Raw genomic sequence first — 23,689 nt, 5'->3', positions numbered from 1 at the left:
CTCTTGTAGGAAAACACCACAAGCCAGCCTTCGAGCTGGCTTGTGCGTATTCAAGACATGACTATTTGGGAGTGAGTGCAGGACATGTCCCGCAATTCTTATTATCAGCAGAGCTCTGACATCCAGGCCGCAGGCGGCCTGGTCCCGATGGTTATCGAGCAATCCGCTCGTGGCGAACGCGCCTATGACATCTACTCGCGCCTGTTGAAGGAGCGGGTGATCTTTCTGGTCGGCCCGGTAGAGGACTACATGGCCAACCTGATCGCAGCGCAATTGCTGTTCCTTGAAGCGGAAAACCCGGACAAGGACATCCATCTCTACATCAACTCGCCGGGTGGTTCGGTGACAGCAGGCATGTCGATCTACGACACCATGCAGTTCATCAAGCCCGACGTTTCCACCACCTGCATCGGTCAGGCGTGCTCCATGGGCGCGTTCCTGCTGGCTGCCGGTGCCCATGGCAAGCGTTTCTGCCTGCCGAACTCGCGGGTGATGATTCACCAGCCGCTGGGTGGCTTCCAGGGTCAGGCCTCGGATATCGAGATCCACGCCAAGGAAATCCTGCAGATCCGTTCGCGTCTGAACGAGCTGCTGGCCCATCACACCGGGCAGGACCTCGAAACCATCGAGCGTGACACCAACCGCGACAACTTCATGAGCGCCGAGCGTGCTGCCGAATACGGCCTGATCGACTCGGTGCTCCACAAGCGGCCTGTTTGATAGGCAGCCAAGCGGGTGGCCGGGCCTTCCCGCCACCTGTGGACTTGAAAAAGCCCGCAATTGCCTTCATCTTGTGTTGCAAGCCTACCGGATTGGATCGATCGAATGACTGACACCCGTAACGGCGAGGACAACGGCAAATTGCTCTATTGCTCCTTCTGCGGCAAAAGCCAGCATGAAGTACGCAAGTTGATTGCCGGCCCCTCGGTCTTTATCTGCGACGAGTGCGTCGACCTGTGCAACGACATCATCCGTGAGGAGGTGCAGGAAGCCCAGGCCGAGAGCAGCGCGCATAAATTGCCTTCGCCGAAAGAAATCAGCGGCATCCTGGACCAGTACGTCATTGGTCAGGAGCGCGCGAAAAAAGTCTTGGCCGTAGCGGTGTACAACCACTACAAGCGCCTGAACCAACGTGACAAGAAGAACGACGATGTCGAGCTCGGCAAGAGCAACATCCTGCTGATCGGACCGACGGGCTCGGGTAAGACCCTGCTCGCCGAAACCCTCGCGCGTCTGTTGAATGTGCCGTTCACCATTGCCGATGCCACCACGCTGACCGAAGCGGGTTATGTCGGTGAAGATGTCGAGAACATCATTCAGAAACTGCTGCAGAAGTGCGACTACGACGTGGAAAAGGCCCAGATGGGCATTGTCTACATCGACGAAATCGACAAGATCTCGCGCAAGTCGGACAACCCGTCCATCACCCGTGACGTTTCGGGCGAAGGCGTGCAGCAGGCATTGCTCAAGCTGATCGAGGGCACGGTTGCCTCGGTACCACCGCAAGGTGGCCGCAAGCACCCGCAGCAGGAGTTCCTGCAGGTCGATACGCGCAACATCCTGTTCATTTGCGGCGGTGCGTTCTCGGGCCTCGAAAAGGTCATCCAGAACCGTTCCACCCGCGGTGGCATCGGCTTTGGTGCGGAAGTTCGCAGCAAGGAAGAAGGCAAGAAGGTTGGCGAGTCGCTGCGTGAAGTCGAGCCGGACGATCTGGTCAAGTTTGGCCTGATTCCCGAGTTCGTCGGCCGCCTGCCGGTACTGGCAACCCTCGACGAGCTCGACGAGGCTGCGCTGATGCAGATCCTCACCGAGCCGAAGAACGCCTTGACCAAGCAATACGGCAAGCTGTTCGAGATGGAAGGCGTCGACCTGGAGTTCCGCAGCGATGCGCTCAAGTCGGTGGCCCGCAAGGCACTGGAGCGCAAGACCGGTGCCCGTGGCCTGCGTTCGATACTCGAAGGCATCCTGCTCGACACCATGTACGAGATTCCTTCGCAGAAGGATGTCAGCAAGGTGGTGATCGACGAGAGCGTCATCGATGGCTCGTCCAAGCCGCTGTTGATCTACGAGAACAGCGAGCCGCAAGCCAAGGCTGCACCCGACGCCTGAGTCGGGTGACGGCAGCAAACCAGCAAGGGGCCTACGGGCCCCTTTGCTTTTCCTGTCGCAGAGCTTGTTTTTTTGCGGGCCTGCCCCCACATTAACTCCATGCTCAAATTTCCATCGGATTACGGCCATAAGGCCGCTGTAGAGGCGAAATCATGAAGACAACCCTCGACTTGCCTCTTTTGCCATTGCGCGATGTCGTCGTTTACCCGCACATGGTCATCCCGCTGTTCGTGGGGCGTGAAAAGTCCATCGAGGCCCTCGAGGCCGCGATGACGGGCGAGAAGCAGATCCTCCTGCTGGCCCAGAAGAATCCAGCTGATGACGATCCAGGTGAAGATGCCCTGTACCGTGTCGGCACCATTGCAACCGTACTGCAACTGCTCAAACTGCCCGATGGCACCGTCAAGGTGCTGGTCGAGGGCGAGCAGCGCGGTGCGGTTGAGCGCTTTGTCGAAGTCGACGGGCATATTCGCGCCGATGTGGCGCTGATCGACGAAGTCGAGGCCGCCGATCGCGAGTCCGAGGTCTTCGTGCGCAGCCTGCTGTCGCAATTCGAACAGTATGTGCAGCTGGGCAAGAAGGTCCCCGCTGAAGTCCTCTCTTCGCTCAACAGCATCGACGAGCCGGGGCGCCTGGTCGACACCATGGCCGCCCACATGGCCCTGAAGATCGAGCAGAAGCAGGAAATTCTCGAAATCATCGACCTGGGCGCCCGGGTCGAGCACGTCCTGGCCTTGCTGGATGCCGAAATCGACCTGTTGCAGGTCGAGAAGCGCATCCGTGGTCGGGTCAAGAAGCAGATGGAGCGCAGTCAGCGCGAGTACTACCTGAATGAGCAGATGAAGGCCATTCAGAAAGAGCTCGGCGACAGCGACGAAGGCCACAACGAAGTCGAAGAGCTGAAAAAGCGCCTCGACGCTGCCGGCCTGCCCAAGGATGCCTACGCCAAGGCCCAGGCCGAGCTGAACAAGCTCAAGCAGATGTCGCCGATGTCGGCTGAAGCCACCGTGGTGCGCTCGTACCTCGACTGGCTGGTGCAGGTGCCGTGGAAGGCGCAGAGCAAGGTGCGCCTTGACCTGGCCAAGGCCGAAGAGATTCTGGATGCCGACCACTACGGCCTGGACGAGGTCAAGGAACGCATCCTCGAATACCTCGCCGTGCAAAAGCGCGTGAAGAAGATCCGCGGCCCGGTACTGTGCCTGGTCGGCCCGCCGGGGGTGGGCAAGACCTCCCTGGCCGAATCCATTGCCAGCGCCACCAATCGCAAGTTCGTGCGCATGGCCCTGGGTGGCGTGCGTGACGAGGCAGAAATCCGCGGTCACCGCCGTACCTACATCGGTTCGATGCCAGGTCGCCTGATCCAGAAGATGACCAAGGTGGGTGTGCGCAACCCGCTGTTCCTGCTCGATGAAATCGACAAGATGGGCAGCGACATGCGTGGCGACCCGGCCTCGGCACTGCTCGAAGTGCTCGACCCCGAGCAGAACCACAACTTCAACGATCACTATCTGGAGGTCGATTACGACCTGTCGGACGTGATGTTCCTGTGCACCTCCAACTCGATGAATATCCCGCCGGCGCTGCTCGACCGGATGGAAGTGATTCGTCTGCCGGGGTACACCGAAGACGAGAAGATCAACATTGCGGTCAAGTACCTCTCGCCCAAGCAGATCAAGGCCAACGGCCTGAAGAAGGGCGAGCTGGAGATCGACACTGCCGCCATCCGCGACATCATCCGCTACTACACCCGCGAAGCCGGTGTGCGGGGCCTGGAGCGCCAGATCGCCAAGATCTGCCGCAAGGTCGTCAAGGAACATGCCGGGCTCAAGCAGGTGGCCGTCAAGGTCGATGGTGACAACCTGGAGCATTACCTGGGCGTTCGCAAGTTCCGCTACGGCCTGGCCGAGCAGCAGGACCAGGTAGGGCAGGTAACCGGCCTGGCGTGGACCCAGGTGGGCGGCGAGCTGCTGACCATCGAGGCCGCGGTGATTCCGGGCAAGGGTCAACTGATCAAGACCGGTTCGCTGGGCGATGTGATGGTCGAGTCGATCACTGCCGCGCAGACCGTGGTGCGCAGCCGTGCACGCAGCCTGGGGATCCCTGCCGACTTCCACGAGAAGCGCGACACCCACATTCACATGCCGGAAGGGGCTACCCCCAAGGACGGCCCGAGCGCTGGCATCGGCATGTGCACTGCACTGGTGTCGGCCCTGACCGGGATTCCGGTGCGCGCCGATGTGGCCATGACCGGGGAAATCACCCTGCGTGGTCAGGTGCTGGCCATTGGCGGTTTGAAGGAAAAACTGCTGGCAGCACACCGCGGCGGGATCAAGACCGTGATCATTCCAGAAGAGAATGTGCGCGACCTGAAGGAAATTCCTGACAATATTAAACAGGATCTTCAGATTAAACCTGTCAAATGGATTGACGAAGTCCTCCAAATTGCGCTGCAATACGCCCCGGAGCCCTTGCCAGATGTGGCTCCCGAGATTGTCGCCAAGGATGAAAAGCGCGACAGCGATTCCAAGGAACGAATCAGTACCCATTAGTACGTATTTGGCTGGGGGGCCTCCACGACGTTAATTCGGGCCCTTGTTATAAAGCGGCGCCCACTTGTCGGTGGGCCACCCGGCAATCGTTTTGCTTTTCATTACATACTTAGAAACAAACTCAAATAGAGATAAGGGGACTTAGAGTGAACAAGTCGGAACTGATTGACGCTATTGCCGCATCTGCTGATATCCCGAAAGCTGCTGCCGGCCGTGCGCTGGACGCAGTCATCGAATCCGTCACCGGCGCCCTGAAAGCCGGTGATTCCGTGGTGCTGGTCGGTTTCGGTACCTTCTCGGTAACCGATCGTCCTGCCCGTACCGGTCGCAACCCGCAAACCGGCAAGACTCTGGAAATTCCTGCTGCCAAGAAGCCAGGCTTCAAGGCCGGCAAAGCACTGAAAGAAGCCGTCAACTAAGGCGTCTCTTTCAGGCTTCGCCTAACCGGGTCGGGTTTCGCCTGGTCTGGTAGCGCAGCACGGGGAATCGCAAAAACAGATTCCCGTGTGCTTCGCCAGTTACGAGAAGGCGCATCCTCGGATGCGCCTTTCTTCTATCAGGACTCTACCCACGCTCCGCGGTTGTTTATTTAGTACGGCCGTTTCTGGGGGACGCATGCTTCAAAATATCAGGGACAATTCACAAGGTTGGATTGCCAAGACCATCATCGGTGTCATCGTGGCCTTGATGGCGCTGACCGGCTTCGATGCCATCTTCCAGGCCACCACCCATAGCCAGGACGCTGCCAAGGTCAATGGCGACACCATCAGCCAGAATGAGCTGAGCCAGGCTGTCGACATGCAACGTCGGCAACTGATGCAACAGCTGGGCAAGGATTTCGACGCCTCCCTGCTGGATGAAAAAATGCTGCGTGAAGCAGCACTCAAGGGCCTCATCGAGCGCAAGCTGCTGCTCCAGGGCGCCAAGGATGCCAAGTTCAGCTTCTCCGAAGCCGCGCTTGACCAGGTCATCCTGCAAACGCCGGAGTTCCAGGTTGACGGCAAGTTCAGCCCCGAGCGTTTCGACCAGGTGATTCGTCAGCTGGGCTACGGTCGCCTGCAGTTCCGCGACATGCTGGCGCAGGAAATGCTGATCGGCCAACTGCGTGCTGGCCTGGCCGGCAGCGGTTTTGTTACCGATTCGCAGGTCGAGGCATTTGCCCGCCTGGAGAAGCAGACCCGTGATTTCGCTTCGCTGACCTTCAAGGCCGACCCGGCCGCGGTCAAGGTCACCGACGAAGAGATCAAGGCGCACTACGACGAGCACGCCAAGGAGTTCATGAGCCCCGATCAGGTGGTCATCGACTACATCGAGCTGAAGAAGGCCGCGTTCTTCGACCAGGTCAAGGTCGACGACGAGGCGCTCCAGGCGCTGTACCAGAAGGAAATCGCCAACCTGGCCGAGCAGCGTCATGCCGCGCACATCCTCATCGAAGTCAACGACAAGCTTGACGATGCCCAGGCCAAGGCCCGCATCGAAGAGATCAAGCAGCGTCTGGACAAAGGCGAAGACTTTGCCAAGCTGGCCAAGGAGTTCTCCCAGGACCCGGGCTCTGCCGCCACGGGTGGTGACCTGGGCTATGCCGGCCAGGGCGTCTACGACCCGGCCTTCGAAGAGGCGCTGTATGCGCTGAACAAGGGCCAGGTATCGGCGCCGGTGCGTACCGACTTCGGTTGGCACCTGATCAAGCTGCTGGATGTGCAGGCACCTGAAGTGCCGACCTTCGCCAGCCTGAAAGACAAGCTGACCCGTGAGCTCAAGACCCAGCAGGTCGAACAGCGCTTCGTCGAAGTGACCAAGCAGCTGGAGGACTCGGCGTTCGAAGCCTCCGACCTGGCCCAGCCGGCCCAGGAGCTTGGCCTGAAGCTGAACACCTCGGCGCCGTTCGGCCGTGAAGGTGGCGATGGCATCACGGCCAACCGTGCAGTGATCCAGGCGGCGTTCAGCCCGGAAGTGCTGGAAGAGGGTGCCAACAGCACCGCCATCGAGCTGGACCCGGAGACGGTCGTGGTCATCCGTGTCAAGGAGCACCGCAAGCCTGAGCAACTGCCGCTGGAAGTGGTGAGCGACAGCATTCGCAAGCACCTGGCCAGGGAGCACGCCAGTGCGGCGGCCAAGGCCAAGGGCGAGGCGCTGATCGCCGGCCTGCGCGACGGCAAGGTCGAACTGGCAGCCAGCCAGGAAGGTCAGAGCTGGAAGGTCCAGGAAGCGGTCACACGCAACCAGGAGGCCATCGACCCGGCCGAGCTGCAGGCGGTGTTCCGCATGAGCAAGCCGCAAGCCAAGGACAAGCCGACCTTCGGTAGCGTCACCTTGAACGACGGCAGCTTTGTGGTCCTGCGCCTGAACGGCGTCAACGAAGGTGCTGCGGCAAGTGACGAAGAGAAGGCGGCCTACCGTCGCTTCCTGGCGTCGCGTGCTGGCCAGCAGGACTTCGCTGCGTACCGCAAGCAGTTGGAAGAGAAGGCGGACATCACCCGTTACTGAGTGATGCTGCTGTAAACGGAAAGGGCCGCTGATGCGGCCCTTTCTGTTTTTGTGTTGGTTGTACGGGGGCGTTCGCCGGCAAGGCCGGCTCCTACAGGGATCGCAACCTCTTCAGGAGCCGGCCTTGCCGGCGAATGGCCAGATCCCGGACAAAAGAAAAGGCCGCATCAGCGGCCTTTTCCCATCCTGCCAACCTTACTCGGTAAGGTCGCCCATGGCGGTAGTGTTGAAGCCACCGTCCACGTACATGATTTCACCGCTCACGCCCGACGCCAGGTCCGAGCAGAGGAACGCGCCGGCGTTGCCGACTTCGTCGATGGTGACGTTGCGACGCAGCGGGGTCTGCGCTTCGTTGGCGTCCAGCATCTTGCGGAAGTTCTTGATACCCGAGGCTGCCAGGGTACGGATCGGGCCGGCCGAAACGGCGTTCACACGAGTGCCTTCCGGGCCCAGGCTGCGCGCCAGGTAGCGCACGCCGGCTTCCAGGCTGGCCTTGGCCATGCCCATCACGTTGTAGTTGGGCATGGTGCGCTCGGCGCCCAGGTACGACAGGGTCAGCAGGCTGCCATTGCGGCCCTTCATCATGTCGCGACCGGCCTTGGCCAGGGCCACGAAGCTGTAGGCGCTGATGTCGTGGGCAATGCGGAAGCCATCACGGGTGGTGGCCTGGGTGAAGTCGCCGTCGAGCTGGTCGCCCGGCGCGAAGCCTACGGAGTGCACGATGCAGTCCAGGCCGTCCCACTTCTTGCTCAGTTCTTCGAAGACCTTGGCGATTTCTTCATCGCTGGCAACGTCACAGGGGAAGCACAGCTCAGGGCTGGAGCCCCAGCCAGCGGCGAACTCTTCGACGCGGCCCTTGAGCTTTTCGTTCTGGTAGGTGAAGGCAAGTTCTGCACCCTCGCGATGCATGGCGGCAGCGATGCCGGATGCGATGGACAGTTTGCTTGCGACACCGACGATCAGTACGCGCTTACCGGCGAGAAAACCCATGTGTTGTTCCTCTTCAGGTTAATCGACAGCTGTGGGGGCCAAAAAGGCGGCTTCCAGCAGCTGCTGTGTATAGGGATGTTGCGGGGCGCTGAAAATACCCGTAGCCGGACCTTGTTCCACCACCTTGCCCTGCTTGACCACCATCAACTGGTGGCTGAGCGCCTTGACCACCGCCAGGTCATGGCTGATGAACAAGTAGGTCAGGTTGTACTTGGTCTGCAGCGTACGCAGCAGTTCCACCACCTGGCGCTGAACGGTCCGGTCGAGCGCCGAAGTGGGCTCGTCCAGCAGTATCAGCGCCGGTTTCAATACCAGTGCCCGGGCAATGGCAATACGTTGTCGCTGGCCACCGGAGAACTCGTGAGGGTAGCGGTGCCGGGTTTGCGGATCCAGTCCTACTTCCTCGAGCGCCTCCATGATCGCCTGTTCCTGCTCTGCCTCCGTGCCAATCCGATGAATGCGCAGGCCCTCTCCGACGATATCGCTCACGCTCATGCGCGGGCTCAGGCTGCCGAAGGGGTCCTGGAACACCACCTGCATCTGGCGGCGCAACGGCCGCACCTGTTGCTGGGTCAGGCCGTCCAGCGCCTGGCCTTCAAAGCGTATCGCGCCATGGCTGCCGATCAACCGCAGGATCGCCAGGCCCAGGGTAGACTTGCCGGAACCACTCTCGCCCACGATGCCCAGGGTCTGGCCCTGGGGCAGGCTGAAGTTGATGCCGTCCACCGCCTTGACGTGGTCCACGGTCTTGCGCAGCAGGCCCTTCTTGATCGGGAACCACACGCGCAGGTCCTCGACCTCGAGCAGCGGCGGGCCCACCGGGTTGTCGGCAGGCTTGCCGCTGGGCTCGGCACCGAGCAGCATTTGCGTGTACGTATGCTGCGGGGCACGGAACAATTCGTCACACGACGCCTGTTCGACGATGCAACCGCGCTGCATGACACATACGCGGTGGGCAATTCTTTTCACCAGGTTCAAATCGTGACTGATCAGTAGCAGCGCCATGCCCAGGCGCGCCTGCAGGTCCTTGAGCAATTCGAGGATTTTCAGCTGCACGGTGACGTCCAGCGCGGTGGTCGGTTCGTCGGCGATCAGCAGCTCCGGCTCGTTGGCCAGGGCCATGGCGATCATCACCCGCTGGCGTTGACCGCCCGACAGCTCGTGGGGCAGGGCCTTGAGGCGCTTGACCGGGTCGGGAATGCCCACCAGTTCCAGCAGCTCCAGGGTGCGCTCGGTGGCCGCCTTGCCGCGCAGGCCCTTGTGCAGCATGAGAATCTCGTTGATCTGTTTCTCGATGTTGTGCAGCGGGTTGAGCGAGGTCATCGGCTCCTGGAAGATCATCGCGATGCGGTTGCCGCGAATGCGCCGCATCTGTTTTTCTTCCAGCTTGAGCAGGTCCTGGCCTTCGTAGGTGATGCTGCCGCTGGGGTGGCGGGCCAGCGGGTAGGGCAGCAGGCGCAGGATGGAATGCGCGGTCACCGACTTGCCCGAGCCGCTTTCGCCCACCAGTGCCAATGTCTCGCCACGACGGATGTCGAAGCTGATGCCTTCGACCACGCGTTGCTGCTGCGCCCCGGTGACGAACTCCACCGACAGGTCGCGCACTTCGATCAAGGTGTCGTTGCTCATCTCATTTCCTCGGGTCGAAGGCATCGCGGGCGGACTCGCCGATGAACACCAGCAGGCTGAGCATCAGTGCCAGTACCGCGAAGGCGCTCATGCCCAGCCACGGCGCCTGCAGGTTGGACTTGCCCTGGGCCACCAGCTCGCCCAGCGACGGCGCGCCCGGTGGCAGGCCGAAGCCGAGAAAATCCAGCGCCGTGAGGGTGCCGATGGCGCCGGTCAGGATGAACGGCAAAAAGGTCATGGTCGAGACCATCGCGTTGGGCAGGATGTGCCGGTACATGATCGCGCCGTTCTGCATGCCCAGCGCCCGCGCCGCGCGTACGTATTCCAGGTTGCGCCCGCGCAGGAACTCGGCGCGCACCACGTCCACCAGGCTCATCCACGAGAACAGCAGCATGATGCCCAGCAGCCACCAGAAGTTGGGCTGCACGAAACTGGCCAGGATGATCAGCAGGTACAGCACCGGCAACCCCGACCAGATCTCCAGAAAGCGCTGCCCGGCCAGGTCGACCCAGCCGCCATAGAAGCCCTGCAGGGCGCCTGCGATCACCCCGATGATGGAGCTGAACACCGTCAGCGTCAGGGCGAACAGCACCGAGATGCGAAAGCCGTAGATCACCCGCGCCAGCACGTCGCGGCCCTGGTCGTCGGTGCCCAGCAGGTTCTGCGCCGAGGGCGGGGCCGGGGCGGGCACCTTCAGGTCGTAGTTGATGCTCTGGTAGCTGAACGGGATCGGTGCCCACAGCACCCAGCTGTCCTTGGCTGCCAGCAACTCGCGGATGTACGGGCTCTTGTAGTTGGCCTCCAGCGGGAACTCGCCGCCGAAGGTGGTCTCGGGGTAGCGCTTGAGGGCGGGGAAGTACCATTCGCCGTCGTAACGCACCGCCAGCGGCTTGTCGTTGGCGATCAGCTCGGCGCCCAGGCTCAGCCCGAACAGGATCAGGAACAGCCACAGCGACCACCAGCCACGGCGGTTGGCCTTGAAGCGTTCGAAGCGGCGGCGGTTGAGAGGGGATAGGGTCATCTCAGTGCTCCCGGCTGTCGAAGTCGATACGCGGATCGACCAGGGTGTAGGTCAGGTCACCGATCAGCTTCACCACCAGGCCCAGCAGGGTGAAGATGAACAGCGTGCCGAACACCACCGGGTAGTCGCGGTTGATGGCCGCCTCGAAGCTCATCAGGCCCAGGCCGTCGAGGGAGAAGATCACCTCCACCAGCAGCGAGCCGGTGAAGAAGATGCCGATGAATGCCGAGGGGAAGCCCGCGATCACCAGCAGCATCGCGTTGCGAAACACGTGCCCGTAGAGCACCCGGTTGGGGCTCAGGCCCTTGGCCTTGGCGGTGATCACATACTGCTTGTTGATCTCGTCGAGGAAGCTGTTCTTGGTCAGCAGGGTCATGGTGGCGAAGTTGCCGATCACCAGCGCGGTCACCGGCAGGGTCAGGTGCCAGAAGTAATCGAGGATCTTGCCCGTGGTGCTCAGTTCATCGAAGTTGTTCGAGGTGAGCCCGCGCAAGGGGAACCAGTCCAGGTAGCTGCCGCCGGCAAACAGCACGATCAGCAGGATGGCGAACAGGAATGCCGGGATCGCATAGCCGACGATGATGGCCGAGCTGGTCCACACGTCGAAGTGGCTGCCGTGCCGGGTAGCCTTGGCGATGCCCAGGGGGATCGACACCAGGTACATGATCAGCGTGCTCCACAGCCCCAGCGAGATCGACACCGGCATCTTCTCGGCAATCAGGTCGATGACCTTGGCGTCGCGGAAGAAGCTGTCGCCGAAATCCAGCCGGGCGTAGTTCTTGATCATGATCCACAGGCGTTCCGGCGCCGGCTTGTCGAAGCCGTACATGCGCTCGATTTCCTTGACCAGGGCAGGGTCCAGGCCCTGGGCGCCACGGTAGTTGGAGCCGGCCACGGATACTTCCGAACCGCCACCGGCGATGCGGCTGGTGGCGCCGTCGAAGCCCTCGAGCTTGGCGATCATCTGTTCCACCGGGCCGCCGGGCGCGGCCTGGATGATCACGAAGTTGATGATCAGGATACCCAGCAGGGTGGGGATGATCAGCAACAGGCGGCGAAAGATATAGGCCAGCATGTCAAGGTGCCTCGCCCGCTGGGGCAGCATCGGCTGGGGCGGCGTCTGCGGCCCCCGGCACCACCGGTTTCACATCCGGCTTGATCCACCAGGTGTTGATGCCGATGTCGTACTTGGGCGGCGTGGCCGGGTGGCCGATATGGTTCCAGTACGCCACGCGCCAGGTCTTGATGTGCCAGTTGGGTACCACGTAGTAGCCCCACTGCAGCACGCGGTCCAGGGCACGGGTGTGTTCGATCAGGCTCTGGCGCGAGTCGGCATTGATCAGGCCGTCCACCAGGGTGTCCACGGCCGGGTCCTTGAGGCCCATGAAGTTGCGGCTGCCGGGCTTGTCGGCGCTCGCGCTCTGCCAGAACTCGCGTTGCTCGTTGCCCGGCGAGTTGGATTGCGGGAAGCCGCCCACGATCATGTCGAAGTCGCGCGAGCGCAGGCGGTTGATGTACTCCGATACGTCCACCCGGCGAATGTTCAGCTCGATGCCCAGGTCGGCCAGGTTGCGCTTGTAGGGCAGCAGGATGCGCTCGAACTCGGTCTGGGCGAGCAGAAACTCGATCACCACCGGCTTGCCCTGGGCATCCACCATCTTGTCGTCCTGGATGCGCCAGCCGGCTTCCTGCAGCAGCTTGTAGGCCTGGCGTTGCTGCTCGCGGATCATGCCGCTGCCATCGGTGACCGGGTTCTTGAACGCTTCGGTGAACACCTTGTCGGGGATCTGCCCGCGCAGCGGTTCCAGCAGTTTCAGTTCGGCCGCATCCGGCAGGCCGCTGGCCGCCATGTCGGAATTTTCGAAGTAGCTGGTGGTGCGGGTGTAGGCGCCATTGAACAGCTGCTTGTTGGTCCACTCGAAGTCCAGCAGCAGGCTCAGTGCCTCACGCACGCGCACGTCCTGGAAGATCGGGCGGCGCAGGTTGAACACGAAGCCCTGCATGCCGGTCGGGTTGCCGTTGGCGATCTCTTCGCGGATCAGGCGGTTCTGGCGAACTGCCGGGATGTTGTAGGCGGTGGCCCAGTTCTTGGCGCTGACCTCCAGCCAGTAGTCGAACTGGCCGGCCTTGAGCGCCTCGAGCGCCACGGTATTGTCGCGGTAGTAGTCGACGCGAATGGTGTCGAAATTGTAGAAGCCGCGGTTGATCGGCAGGTCCTTGCCCCAGTAGTCGGGGTCGCGCACGTAGCGGACCGAGCGCCCGGCCTTGACCTCGGCGACCTTGTACGGCCCGCTGCCCAGGGGGATCTCCAGGTTGCCTTTGGTGAAGTCGCGGGTGGCCCACCAGTGCTTGGGCAGCACCGGCAACTGGCCGAGGATCAGCGGCAGTTCACGGTTCCCCTTGTGCTTGAACTTGAACAGCACACGCAGCGGGTCTTCGGCGATCACTTCGTCGACGTCGGCATAGTAGGCGCGGTAAAGCGGTGCGCCGCTGGTGACCAGGGTGTTGAAGGTGAACACGACGTCTTCGGCACGAACCGGATGGCCATCCTGAAAGCGCGCCTCGGGGCGCAGGTAGAAGCGCACCCAGCTGTTGTCGGGGGCTTTTTCGATCTGCCTGGCCAGCAGCCCGTATTCGGTGAATGGCTCATCAAGGCTGTTGCGCGCCAGGGTGTCGTATACCAGATCGATGTTGTCGGCCGGCACGCCCTTGTTGATGAAGGGGTTGAGGCTGTCGAAGCTGCCGGAGCCGTTGAGGCGAAAGGTGCCGCCCTTGGGCGCGTCGGGGTTCACATAGTCGAAATGCTTGAAGTTGGCCGGGTACTTGGGCGCTTCGTCGTAGAGGGTCACTGCATGTTGCGGGGCGGCCAGGGCCTGAAGGCTCAGGCTGGCCAGCAGCAGGCCGCCTGCGATCAGGCGCAGGCACGGCAATGGCATCATTGGGCGTTCTCCGTGGGCTTGAGCCACCAGCTGTTCAGCCCCAGGGTGTAGGGCGGCGTGGCGACAAAGGCAAACCGGTTGCGGTAGGCCAGGCGGTGATAGTCGAGATACCAGTTGGGAACCATGTAGTGCTGCCATAGCAGCACTCGATCGAGGGCGCGCGCCGCAGCCACCTGGTCGTCGCGGCTCTGTGCATTGAGCAGGGACTCTAGCAGGTGGTCGACCACCGGGCTCTTCACGCCCGCGTAATTCTTGCTGCCTTTGGTGGCGGCCTGGCTGGAATGAAAATACAGCCACTGCTCAAGGCCCGGGCTCAGGGTCTGGTTCAGGGTCATCAGAATCATGTCGAAATCAAATTGGTCCAGCCGTTGTTTGTACTGGGCCCGGTCTACCGTGCGCAAGCGCGCGTCGATACCGATGCTGGCAAGATTTTCGACATAAGGTTGCAGGATCCGCTCCAGGTTCGGGTTCACCAGCAGAATTTCCAGCTTCAGCGGCTGCCCGTTGCTGTTGAGCAGGCGCTGGCCGCTGAGCTTCCAGCCTGCCTGGCCGAGCAGGTTGAGGGCCTGGCGCAGGGTATCGCGGTCGATACCGCGCCCGTTGGTCTTGCCCACACTGTAGGGCTGGGTGAACAGGGCGGCAGGCAGTTGGTCGCGGTACGGCGCCAGCAGCAGCCACTCCTTGCCCACCGGCAGGCCGGTGGCGCTGAACTCGCTGTTGGGGTAGTAGCTGCTGGCGCGCTTGTAGGCGCTGCTGAACAGGGTGCGGTTGGTCCATTCGAAGTCCAGCATCAGGCCCAGCGCCTGGCGCACGCGGTCGTCGCTGAAGGCGGCGCGCCGGCTGTTCATGAACAACCCCTGGGTCTGGGTCGGGATCTGGTGGGCGATCTGCGCCTGGATCACCTGGCCACGACGCACAGCGGGGAAGTTGTAGCCGGTGGCCCAGTTCTTGGCCTGGTGCTCGATGTAGACATCGAACTCACCCGCCTTGAAGGCCTCGAAGGCCACATCGCTGTCGCGGTAGAACTCGAACTCGACGCGGTCGAAGTTGTACTTGCCGCGGTTGACTGCCAGGTCCTTGCCCCAGTAGTCCTTGACCCGCTCGAACACCAGGCTTCGACCTGGCTGTACCTGGGTGATGCGGTACGGGCCGCTGCCCAGTGGCGGTTCGAAGGTGGTGGCCTTGAAGTCGCGGCCTTTCCAGTAATGCTGGGGCAGCACCGGCATTTCGCCCAGGCGCAAGATCAGCAGCGGGTTGCCGGCACGCTTGAACACGAAGCGGATGCGCTTGGGGTTGAGGATGTCGACCCGCTGCACCTCCTGCAGGTTGGTGCGGTAGAGCGGGTGGCCTTCCTTGAGCAGGGTGCGGTAGGAGAACGCCACGTCGGCGGCGGTGATCGGCCGGCCATCGTGAAAGCGTGCCTCGGGACGCAGGTTGAACACCACCCAGCTGCGGTCTTCGCTGTACTCCACCGAACGGGCGATCAGCCCGTAGCTGGAGGTGGCTTCATCGCCGGAGGGGTCGCGCTGGCCGGTGCCCACCATCAGGGTCTCGTTCAGCTCGTTCACCCCGTACTGCAGGAAGTTGGGCGTGGTGACCGGGCTTGAGCCCTTGAAGGTATAGGGGTTGAGGGTATCGAACGTGCCGAATGCCATGGCGCGCAAGGTGCCGCCTTTGGGCGCTTGCGGGTTTACCCAATCGAAATGGGTGAATTTGGCTGGGTACTTGAGCGTGCCGAACTGGGCGTAACCGTGACTTTCGCTGATGGTCGCGCCCGCGGGAAAGCTCAAGGCCAGGCTGAATGACAGCAACAGGAGGGGACGTATCAAGTCGGCGATCCGATCCGGGCTTGGGCTTTATTCCGGCTACAGTAACAGCTTGTATCGGCAGGAAAAAGGGCAGCCCCGGAGATCGCCGGGGCCGCGGCCAGGCAGGCCTGGCCCGGGTCTCAGTGCGGCAGGTAAACAGTGAGGGTCTGGCCGGGCTTGAGGGCGTGGCCGCTGCGCGGATTCCAGCGCTTGAGATGCTGCATTTCAACGTTGAAACGCTTGGCCACCATGTACAGCGAATCGCCTTTGCGCACCTTGTACTGGGTAGGCTTCTTCTGGTTGCCGGCCGCGCTGGCAGGCTGCGCACCTTGCATCACCAGGGTCTGGCCGACCTTGAGGTTGTTGCCGCGCAGCTTGTTCCAGCGCTGCAGGTCCTTGACGCTGACCTTGTTGGCCCGGGCGATGCTGCCCAGGTTGTCGCCACGCTTGACCCGGTAGCGGCTGTTGCGCACCGGCGTCGAGGCTTCGGCCAGGGCTGCCTCGAATACCGCCTTTTTCGGCTGCAGGCTGAGCAGCTCTTCGGGCTTCATGTTCGACAGGCTGGTGGTCAGCAGTTGCGCCTTGGCGGTGGGTACCAGCAACTGCTGCGGGCCGTCCACGGTCATGCGTTTCTTGAAGGCCGGGTTGAGCTGGAACAGTTCGTCTTCGTCGATCTCGGCCAGTGCGGCGACCCGCGACAGGTCGAGCCGGTCCTTGATCGCCACGGCTTCGAAGTAGGGTTCGTTGGCAATCGGGTTGAGGTTCACTCCATACGCCTGCGGTGTCAGTACCACCTGCGACAGGGCCAGCAGCTTTGGCACGTAGTCACGGGTTTCCTTGGGCAGCGGCAGGTTCCAGTAGTCGGTTGGCAGGCCGAGCTTCTCGTTGCGCTCGATGGCGCGGCTGACCGTGCCTTCACCGGCGTTGTAGGCCGCCAGGGCCAGCAGCCAGTCGCCGTTGAACATGTCGTGCAGGCGTGTCAGGTAGTCCAGCGCCGCGTTGGTCGAGGCGGTGATGTCGCGACGGCCATCGTAGAAGCGCGTCTGGCGCAGGTTGAAGTAGCGCCCGGTGGACGGGATGAACTGCCACAGGCCCACCGCGTGGGCGCGGGAATAGGCCATCGGGTTGTAGGCACTTTCGATTGCCGGCAGCAGGGCCAGCTCCAGCGGCATGTCGCGCTCTTCAAGACGCTCGACGATGTAGTGGATGTACAGGCTGCCGCGGTCGCCGGCGCCTTCCAGGAACGAAGGGTTGCTGGCGAACCACAGGCGCTGCTGCTCGATGCGCGGGTTCACCGCAATGCCGTCCTGCAACTGGAAGCCCTGGCGCATGCGTTCCCAGACGTCCTGGGCCACGGCTGGCTCGACCGGCTTCTTGTCATGCACGAAGATCGGTTTCTGCTTGATCCGCGCCTGGAAGTTGTGCGCGCGAACGCTATCGGATTCATCGACCTGGCGCGTGCTCTGGCAGCCCACGAGGGTGGCGGCCAGGGCCAGCGCACTGGCTTGGGCCAGGCGCGTCAGGGCAACGGAATTGAAGGTTCTGCGGCTAGGGGACGACATTGGCTGGGGGAAAGTTCCGGGCAAAAATGTCGGGCGATTCTAGAAAGGCACCCCCCATCGGTCAACCTTTGAGAATTTTCCGACCTTCACAGCGCCTGTTTAGAACGTGTCTTTCCAGGCCCGCAACCCTGCAAAAACAGCACTGGGCGTAGGGTTTATGCGGCCCACCCGTTCGTCTATTTTTTGTTTAACGGATGTTTCTGCTACCCGCAAAAACGGGTTGGTCAGCTTCTCCAGCGCGATGGTGGAGGGCAAAGTGATTCGATCTTGCGCGCGCAGTGCGGTAACGTCTTCGAAGCGTTGGATAACGTGCGGGTTCTGCGGCTCGACCGCACAGGCAAAGCGCAGGTTGCTCAGGGTGTATTCGTGGGCGCAATACACCTGGGTGGCCGCCGGCAGCGCTGCCAGGCGCTCCAGCGAGTGATGCATCTGCTCCGGCGTGCCCTCGAACAGGCGCCCGCAGCCGGCGGCGAACAGCGTGTCGCCACAGAACAGCATCGGCAACTGCGGCTGGGCACAGTAATAGGCGATGTGCCCCAGGGTGTGGCCGGGTACGGCGAACACCTGGAAATCAAGCCCCAGTACCTCGAGGCGGTCATTGTCGTTCAGGGCCTGGTCGCGGGCGGGTATGCGTTCGTTGGCCGGGCCGCTGACGCGGGCGCCGGTGTGCGCCTTGAGCTGCTCAACGCCGCCCACATGGTCGTGGTGGTGATGGGTGATCAGAATGTCGGTCAGTTGCCAGTCGGCATGCGCCTGCAGCCAGGCCAGCACGGGGGCGGCATCGCCCGGGTCGACCACCGCACAACGCTGGTTCACGGCATCTTGTAACAACCAGATGTAGTTATCACTGAAAGCGGGCAGGGCCTGTATCTGTATCATCGTGCGATTCGCCAAACGGTGGACATGGGTGCATCTTAGTAGCTATGTGCGTTGTCGAGAACCTTCCAAGGGAGACAGCAATGACCGATCAAGCCTTTGCCCAGGCCGACCCGCAGTGGCTCGAGCTGATCAGCCAGGCGCGCGAGTGGTTCGCCGGCCCGCTGGGCCAGCAGCTGCTCGCCGGGGAGCAGCGCCTGCTCGAAGAGGAGCTGGGGCGCTTCTTCGGTGGCTACCTGGTGCATTACGGCCCTTGCGCCGAGGCACCGCCCAATGCCCCGCAGGTGCAACGCAACGTGCGCCTGGGGGCGCCGCTGCCGGGCGTCGAGATCGTGTGCGAAGAGCAGGCCTGGCCCCTGAGCGAGCACGCCGCCGACGTGGTGGTGCTGCAGCACGGGCTGGACTTCAGCCTCTCGCCCCACGGCCTGCTGCGCGAGGCGGCCAGCAGCGTGCGCCCTGGCGGGCACCTGCTGATCGTCGGGATCAACCCCTGGAGCACCTGGGGCCTGCGCCGGGTGTTTGCCCATGATGCGTTGCGCAAGGCGCGCTGCATCTCGCCGTCGCGGGTGGGCGACTGGCTCAACCTGCTGGGCTTCGCGCTGGAGAAACGCCGCTTCGGGTGCTATCGTCCGCCGCTTGCCTCGCCGGCCTGGCAGGCACGGTTGTCTGGCTGGGAGCGTGCTGCCGGGCGCTGGCAGATATCCGGTGGCGGTGTGTACGTGCTGGTGGCGCGCAAGATGGTGGTGGGCCTGCGCCCGCTGCGCCAGGTGCGCCGCGAGCCGATGGGCAAGCTGCTGCCGTTGCCGATGGCCAAGGTCAACCGGCGCACGCCTCACCCCGAGGGCCGCACCTTCAATGATGAATAAAGGCTGTACATGAGCGAAAGCGTCGAAAGCGTCGAGATCTACACCGATGGTGCCTGCAAGGGCAATCCTGGCCTGGGCGGCTGGGGCGCGCTGCTGGTCTGCAAGGGCGTCGAAAAGGAGCTGTGGGGCGGCGAGCGCGAAACCACCAACAACCGCATGGAACTGATGGCCGCCATCAAGGGCCTCGAGGCGCTCAAGCGCCAGTGTGATGTGCTGCTGGTGACCGACTCGCAGTACGTGATGAAAGGCATCACCGAGTGGATGGTCAACTGGAAGAAGCGTGGCTGGAAGACCGCCGCCAAGGAGCCGGTCAAGAACGCCGACCTGTGGCAGCAGCTCGACGAACAGGTCAACCGCCACAACGTGAAATGGCAGTGGGTGCGCGGGCACGTCGGTCACGCCGGCAACGAGCGTGCCGACCAGCTGGCCAACCGCGGCGTCGACGATCTGCGCAAGCAACGCTGAACCCTCCCTTTAGCGAATTCGCCACATCCTGCCCCGGGTGAGGTAAAATTCGCCGCTTTCAATATTCAGGCAGTACGCGGCAGGAGATGACCGACGTGGAGATGCAGAACAACAGGTCGGTAGTGCTCGACACCGAAACCACCGGTATGCCGGTGGCCGATGGTCACCGCATCATCGAGATCGGCTGTATCGAGCTGGTCGGCCGGCGCATGACCGGACGCAATTTCCACGTGTACCTGCAGCCCGACCGCGAAAGCGACGAAGGCGCGATCGGGGTGCACGGCATCACCGACGAATTCCTGGTGGGCAAGCCGCGTTTCGCCGAAATCGCCGACGAGTTCTTCGAGTACATCAAGGGCGCGCGGCTGATCATCCACAACGCGGCGTTCGACGTTGGTTTCATCAACAACGAATTCGCGATGCTCGGCCAGCACGATCGCGCCGATATCGCACAGCACTGCGAGGTGCTCGACACCCTGCTGATGGCCCGCGAGCGTCACCCCGGCCAGCGCAACAGCCTCGATGCCTTGTGCAAACGCTATGGCGTAGACAACTCCGGCCGCGAACTGCACGGCGCGTTGCTCGACTCCGAGTTGCTGGCGGACGTGTTCCTGGCCATGACCGGCGGCCAGACCAGCCTGTCACTGGCCGGCAGCGACAGCGAGGGCGAAGGCCAGTCCAGCCAGGGCAGCGAGATCCGTCGGCTGGTGGGGCGTCAGCCGGGGCGCATCATCCCGGCCACCGAGGCAGAGCTGCAAGCGCACATGGCGCGCCTTGAAGCAGTGGCAAAATCCACCGGTGGCCCCGCCTTGTGGCAGCAACTGCTCGAGGCCCGCTGAAGCAAATCCCGCCGCGTACCTGGCGCCGACCTTCTACCCTGAAATGAACGGCCTCACGGCCTGTCGCTCAGAAGGTGCCGGCGCCCATGTACAAGGACCTCAAGTTTCCGATACTCATCGTGCACCGCGATATCAAGGCCGACAGTGTGGCCGGTGATCGCGTGCGCGGCATTGCCCAGGAACTGGCCCAGGACGGCTTTACCATTCTGCCGGCGGTGGACTACGCCGAGGGCCGCCTGGTAGCGGCCACCCACCACGGCCTGGCCTGCATGCTGATTGCGGCCGAAGGCGCGGGGGAAAACACCCACCTGCTGCAGAACATGGTCGAGCTGATCCGCCTGGCGCGGGTGCGCGCACCGCACTTGCCGATCTTCGCACTGGGCGAGCAGGTGACCCTGGAGAACGCCCCGGCCGACGCCATGAGCGAACTGAACCAGTTGCGCGGCATCCTTTACCTGTTCGAAGACACCGTGCCGTTTCTGGCCCGGCAAGTGGCGCGGGCGGCGCACAACTACCTGGACGGCCTGCTGCCGCCGTTCTTCAAGGCCCTGGTGCAGCACACCGCGCAATCGAACTACTCCTGGCACACGCCGGGCCATGGCGGTGGCGTGGCGTATCGCAAGAGCCCGGTGGGCCAGGCGTTTCACCAGTTCTTCGGCGAGAACACCCTGCGTTCGGACCTGTCGGTGTCGGTGCCGGAGCTGGGTTCGCTGCTCGACCATACCGGCCCCCTGGCGGCGGCCGAAGCGCGTGCGGCGCGCAACTTCGGCGCCGACCACACCTTCTTCGTGATCAACGGCACCTCCACCGCCAACAAGATCGTCTGGCACTCGATGGTCGGGCGTGACGACCTGGTGCTGGTGGATCGCAACTGTCACAAGTCGGTGTTGCACGCAATCATCATGACCGGCGCAATCCCCCTGTACCTGTGTCCGGAGCGCAACGAGCTGGGCATCATCGGCCCCATCCCGCTGAGCGAGTTCAGCCGCGAGGCGATCCAGGCCAAGATCGAGGCCAACCCGCTGGCCGCAGGGCGCGAGCCGCGGGTGAAGATGGCGGTGGTGACCAACTCCACCTATGACGGGCTGTGCTACAACGCCGAGATGATCAAGCAGGTGCTGGGCAACAGTGTCGAGGTGTTGCATTTCGACGAGGCCTGGTACGCCTACGCGGCGTTTCATGAATTCTTTGCCGGGCGTTACGCCATGGGTACTTCGCGCAGTGCCGACAGCCCGTTGGTGTTCAGCACCCATTCCACCCACAAGCTGCTGGCCGCGTTCAGCCAGGCCTCGATGATCCACGTGCAGGACGGCGGTGCACGCCAGCTCGACCGTGATCGATTCAACGAGGCGTTCATGATGCATATCTCCACCTCGCCGCAGTACAGCATCCTGGCCTCGCTGGACGTGTCGTCGGCGATGATGGAAGGCCCGGCTGGGCGCTCGCTGCTGCAGGAAATGTTCGACGAGGCGCTGAGCTTCCGGCGTGCGCTGGCCAACCTGCGCGAGCACCTGGCCGACGACGACTGGTGGTTCAGTATCTGGCAACCGCCGCAGGTGGGTGGCATTCACCGCGTGGCGACCGAGGACTGGCTGCTGCAACCCCAGGCCGAATGGCACGGTTTTGGCGATGTGAGCGAAGACTACGTGCTGCTCGACCCGATCAAGGTCACGCTGGTGATGCCGGGGCTGGATGCGGGCGGCAGCCTGGGCGAGCATGGTATTCCTGCGGCAGTGGTCAGCAAGTTCCTGTGGGAGCGCGGGCTGGTGGTGGAGAAGACCGGCCTGTATTCGTTTCTGGTGCTGTTCTCGATGGGGATCACCAAGGGCAAGTGGAGCACCTTGCTCACCGAACTGCTGGAGTTCAAGCGCAACTACGACGCCAATACCGCGCTGCTGCAGAGCCTGCCGTGCGTGGCGCAACTGGACCCGTTGCGCTACCACGGCATGGGCCTGCGCGACCTGTGCGAGCAGTTGCACGAATGCTACCGCGCCAACGCCACGGCCAAGCAGCTCAAGCGCTTGTACACGCGTTTGCCCGAGGTGGTGATGAAGCCGGGGGATGCGTATGACAAGCTGGTGCGCGGTGAGGTCGAGGCGGTGCCGATCGAGCGCCTGATCGGGCGGGTGGCGGCGGTGATGCTGGTGCCGTACCCGCCGGGGATTCCGTTGATCATGCCCGGGGAGCGCTTTACCGAGTCGACACGCTCGATCATCGACTACCTGAGCTTTGCACGGGCGTTCGACCGTGGGTTCCCCGGGTTTGTGGCCGATGTGCACGGGCTGCAGCATGAGGTGGGGGACGTGTATACGGTGGATTGCATCCGCGAATGAGGGATCGCTTGTGCTGGCCGCTTCGCCGGCCTTGCCGGCGAAGCCTTCACCGCAACTGTTGCGTGCTCACCACGTGCCCGAAATGATGCCGCCACAGGCTCACCCCCAACTGCCCCGACCGATCCAGCGACGACCCTACCGTGAGGTCGCTGATCAGGGTCGGCTGCAGCCCCGCATCAAACAGCGCGAACCCCGCCGCCAGCACGCAGGTGTCGGTCTGTATGCCGCACACCAGCACGCGCTCGGGGTTCAATTGCCTGAGGTAATCCAGCATCTCGGCCGTCGGGGCGTAGCCATGCTTGATGAAGATACGATCTGCCGCCACCAGGCTCTGGTCGTGCGCCGCCGGTTGCCAGCCCAGCTGACGTTGAAACGGGGTCACCGATTCATCATGGCGCTCCACGCTCGCCACCGACGGCATGCGGCCGATCAGTGATGCTATGCCGTCTACCAGCCATTGCGGCGGGTTGAACGAGGGTTGTACGTCGATAATCAGCAGTACCTGGCGCATGGAATGCCCTATGGAAGTTCAAGGCCGGGCGATTGTAACCCCCGGCCTTGCACAGATGCTAAAATCCGCCGCTTGAAACCTGGAGATAGACGCGTGCGCAAAGTGGCGGTGGTAATGGCAGTGCTGGCCCTGGCCGGCTGTGACAACGATGCCGAACGGGTACACAAGCAGGTTGCCGAGCATCTGGATAACCCGAAGACGGCCAAGTTCGCCAACGTGCGATTCAACAAGCAGGGCGATATCTGCGGCCAGTTCCGTGGCAAGGACGCGGCCGGTGTGTTCCAGCCTTACCGCAGCTACGTGGCCATCAAGCAGGGCGACGACTACCAGATCATCATCGACGAAACCGGCGGCGACCTGCGCATCCGCGAAATCTGCGGTGGTGCCGACCTGCAGCGCCGTGCCGATGCCCTGGCCGACCAGCCCGCGCCCGAAGGCTGGGACGTCGAGATCATCCAGGGCCCGAACATGGGCGCCCTCAGCGACATGACCGCGCGCCTGATCGAAAAACAGATTCCATCCTCGGTGGTGTACCGCGACGGCAAGCCGGTGGTACTGCTGGGCCCTTACCCGACCAAAGAGGAGGCCCTGGCCAGCAAGAACGATGTGATGGCGCGCCTGGGTACCGATTCGGTGGTCATCCAGCACGGCGCCGAGCGCTAGCCAGCACGCGGCGGCGCCTCTTACACTCACGGCTTGTCTTCA

At 62.8% G+C, this 23,689-nt stretch carries 19 protein-coding genes; 10 read left to right on the top strand and 9 right to left on the bottom strand.

The genetic code is table 11. The features are described 5' to 3' along the window. Nucleotides 1-84: 84 nt before the first annotated feature. The 5 genes from clpP (at nt 85) to QMX96_RS05075 (ending at nt 7,145) form a co-directional block, all read left to right on the top strand. Entirely contained in the window at nt 85-720 is a 636-nt protein-coding gene (gene clpP / locus QMX96_RS05095) for an ATP-dependent Clp endopeptidase proteolytic subunit ClpP (protein ID WP_043864493.1), read from the top strand. Nucleotides 721-825: 105 nt separating this feature from the next. Then, nucleotides 826-2,109 carry an ATP-dependent Clp protease ATP-binding subunit ClpX gene (gene clpX / locus QMX96_RS05090; RefSeq protein ID WP_043864492.1) on the top strand — a complete coding sequence of 428 codons (1,284 nt, stop codon included), beginning with the start codon at nt 826-828 and terminating at the stop codon, nt 2,107-2,109. 152 nt (nt 2,110-2,261) lie between these two features. Next, the gene (gene lon / locus QMX96_RS05085) at nt 2,262-4,658 is read left to right on the top strand and encodes an endopeptidase La (RefSeq protein ID WP_043864491.1); all 2,397 of its coding nucleotides are present in this window, start codon (nt 2,262-2,264) and stop codon (nt 4,656-4,658) included. Between the two features lie 146 nt (nt 4,659-4,804). Then, entirely contained in the window at nt 4,805-5,077 is a 273-nt protein-coding gene (locus tag QMX96_RS05080; protein WP_003183171.1) for an HU family DNA-binding protein, read from the top strand. A gap of 196 nt (nt 5,078-5,273) precedes the next feature. Then, a complete protein-coding gene (locus QMX96_RS05075) occupies nt 5,274-7,145 on the top strand; it encodes a SurA N-terminal domain-containing protein (RefSeq protein WP_054915281.1) in 1,872 nt (623 codons plus the stop codon). Between the two features lie 195 nt (nt 7,146-7,340). On the opposite strand, the gene fabI is transcribed toward QMX96_RS05075, so the two are convergent. From fabI to gloB, 8 genes are all read right to left on the bottom strand, one after another. Continuing rightward, on the bottom strand, nt 7,341-8,135 hold the full coding sequence (fabI, locus tag QMX96_RS05070) for an enoyl-ACP reductase FabI (protein ID WP_043864489.1): 795 nt from the start codon (nt 8,133-8,135) through the stop codon (nt 7,341-7,343). Between the two features lie 18 nt (nt 8,136-8,153). Further along, nucleotides 8,154-9,764 (bottom strand): ABC transporter ATP-binding protein, encoded by a 1,611-nt coding sequence (locus tag QMX96_RS05065; RefSeq protein WP_282361301.1) that lies wholly within the window; start codon nt 9,762-9,764, stop codon nt 8,154-8,156. A gap of 1 nt (nt 9,765) precedes the next feature. Beyond that, nucleotides 9,766-10,785, bottom strand: coding sequence for an ABC transporter permease (locus QMX96_RS05060; RefSeq protein WP_043864487.1), 1,020 nt, complete (start codon nt 10,783-10,785; stop codon nt 9,766-9,768). Nucleotide 10,786: 1 nt separating this feature from the next. Continuing rightward, nucleotides 10,787-11,860, bottom strand: a complete 1,074-nt coding sequence (locus QMX96_RS05055) for a microcin C ABC transporter permease YejB (protein ID WP_043864486.1) — start codon at nt 11,858-11,860, stop codon at nt 10,787-10,789. Nucleotide 11,861: 1 nt separating this feature from the next. After that, complete coding sequence (locus QMX96_RS05050) at nt 11,862-13,724, bottom strand: extracellular solute-binding protein (protein ID WP_282361300.1); 1,863 nt, start codon at nt 13,722-13,724, stop codon at nt 11,862-11,864. After that, the gene (locus QMX96_RS05045) at nt 13,721-15,553 is read right to left on the bottom strand and encodes an extracellular solute-binding protein (RefSeq protein ID WP_054915278.1); all 1,833 of its coding nucleotides are present in this window, start codon (nt 15,551-15,553) and stop codon (nt 13,721-13,723) included. Before QMX96_RS05045 ends, QMX96_RS05050 begins: the two co-directional genes overlap by 4 nt. Nucleotides 15,554-15,672: 119 nt before the next feature. Continuing rightward, nucleotides 15,673-17,094, bottom strand: coding sequence for a LysM peptidoglycan-binding domain-containing protein (locus tag QMX96_RS05040; RefSeq protein WP_043859725.1), 1,422 nt, complete (start codon nt 17,092-17,094; stop codon nt 15,673-15,675). 99 nt (nt 17,095-17,193) lie between these two features. Further along, nucleotides 17,194-17,973 carry a hydroxyacylglutathione hydrolase gene (gene gloB, locus QMX96_RS05035; protein ID WP_054915277.1) on the bottom strand — a complete coding sequence of 260 codons (780 nt, stop codon included), beginning with the start codon at nt 17,971-17,973 and terminating at the stop codon, nt 17,194-17,196. Nucleotides 17,974-18,053: 80 nt separating this feature from the next. Between gloB and QMX96_RS05030 the strand changes: the two genes are divergently transcribed. The 4 genes from QMX96_RS05030 to QMX96_RS05015 all read left to right on the top strand — a co-directional run bounded on the left by QMX96_RS05030 (nt 18,054) and on the right by QMX96_RS05015 (nt 22,473). Continuing rightward, nucleotides 18,054-18,836, top strand: a complete 783-nt coding sequence (locus tag QMX96_RS05030; RefSeq protein WP_043859727.1) for a methyltransferase domain-containing protein — start codon at nt 18,054-18,056, stop codon at nt 18,834-18,836. 9 nt (nt 18,837-18,845) lie between these two features. After that, complete coding sequence (gene rnhA / locus QMX96_RS05025) at nt 18,846-19,301, top strand: ribonuclease HI (RefSeq protein ID WP_043859728.1); 456 nt, start codon at nt 18,846-18,848, stop codon at nt 19,299-19,301. An 86-nt stretch (nt 19,302-19,387) separates the two neighbouring features. Beyond that, the gene (dnaQ, locus tag QMX96_RS05020; RefSeq protein ID WP_229589435.1) at nt 19,388-20,140 is read left to right on the top strand and encodes a DNA polymerase III subunit epsilon; all 753 of its coding nucleotides are present in this window, start codon (nt 19,388-19,390) and stop codon (nt 20,138-20,140) included. Nucleotides 20,141-20,226: 86 nt separating this feature from the next. After that, on the top strand, nt 20,227-22,473 hold the full coding sequence (locus QMX96_RS05015; RefSeq protein WP_054915275.1) for an Orn/Lys/Arg decarboxylase N-terminal domain-containing protein: 2,247 nt from the start codon (nt 20,227-20,229) through the stop codon (nt 22,471-22,473). Nucleotides 22,474-22,519: 46 nt separating this feature from the next. On the opposite strand, the gene QMX96_RS05010 is transcribed toward QMX96_RS05015, so the two are convergent. Further along, nucleotides 22,520-22,984 carry a cysteine hydrolase family protein gene (locus QMX96_RS05010; RefSeq protein ID WP_043859730.1) on the bottom strand — a complete coding sequence of 155 codons (465 nt, stop codon included), beginning with the start codon at nt 22,982-22,984 and terminating at the stop codon, nt 22,520-22,522. Between the two features lie 93 nt (nt 22,985-23,077). On the opposite strand from QMX96_RS05010, the gene QMX96_RS05005 reads away from it, so the two are divergent. Then, the gene (locus QMX96_RS05005; protein WP_054915273.1) at nt 23,078-23,647 is read left to right on the top strand and encodes an SPOR domain-containing protein; all 570 of its coding nucleotides are present in this window, start codon (nt 23,078-23,080) and stop codon (nt 23,645-23,647) included. The last annotated feature ends 42 nt before the right edge of the window (nt 23,648-23,689 follow it).

The organism is Pseudomonas sp. PS01300 (genome assembly GCF_029960155.1).
In the GTDB taxonomy this organism is placed as follows: domain Bacteria; phylum Pseudomonadota; class Gammaproteobacteria; order Pseudomonadales; family Pseudomonadaceae; genus Aquipseudomonas; species Aquipseudomonas palmensis.
The sequence above is the reverse complement of the archived record's forward strand: the minus strand, read 5'-3'. Positions and strand labels throughout refer to the sequence as shown.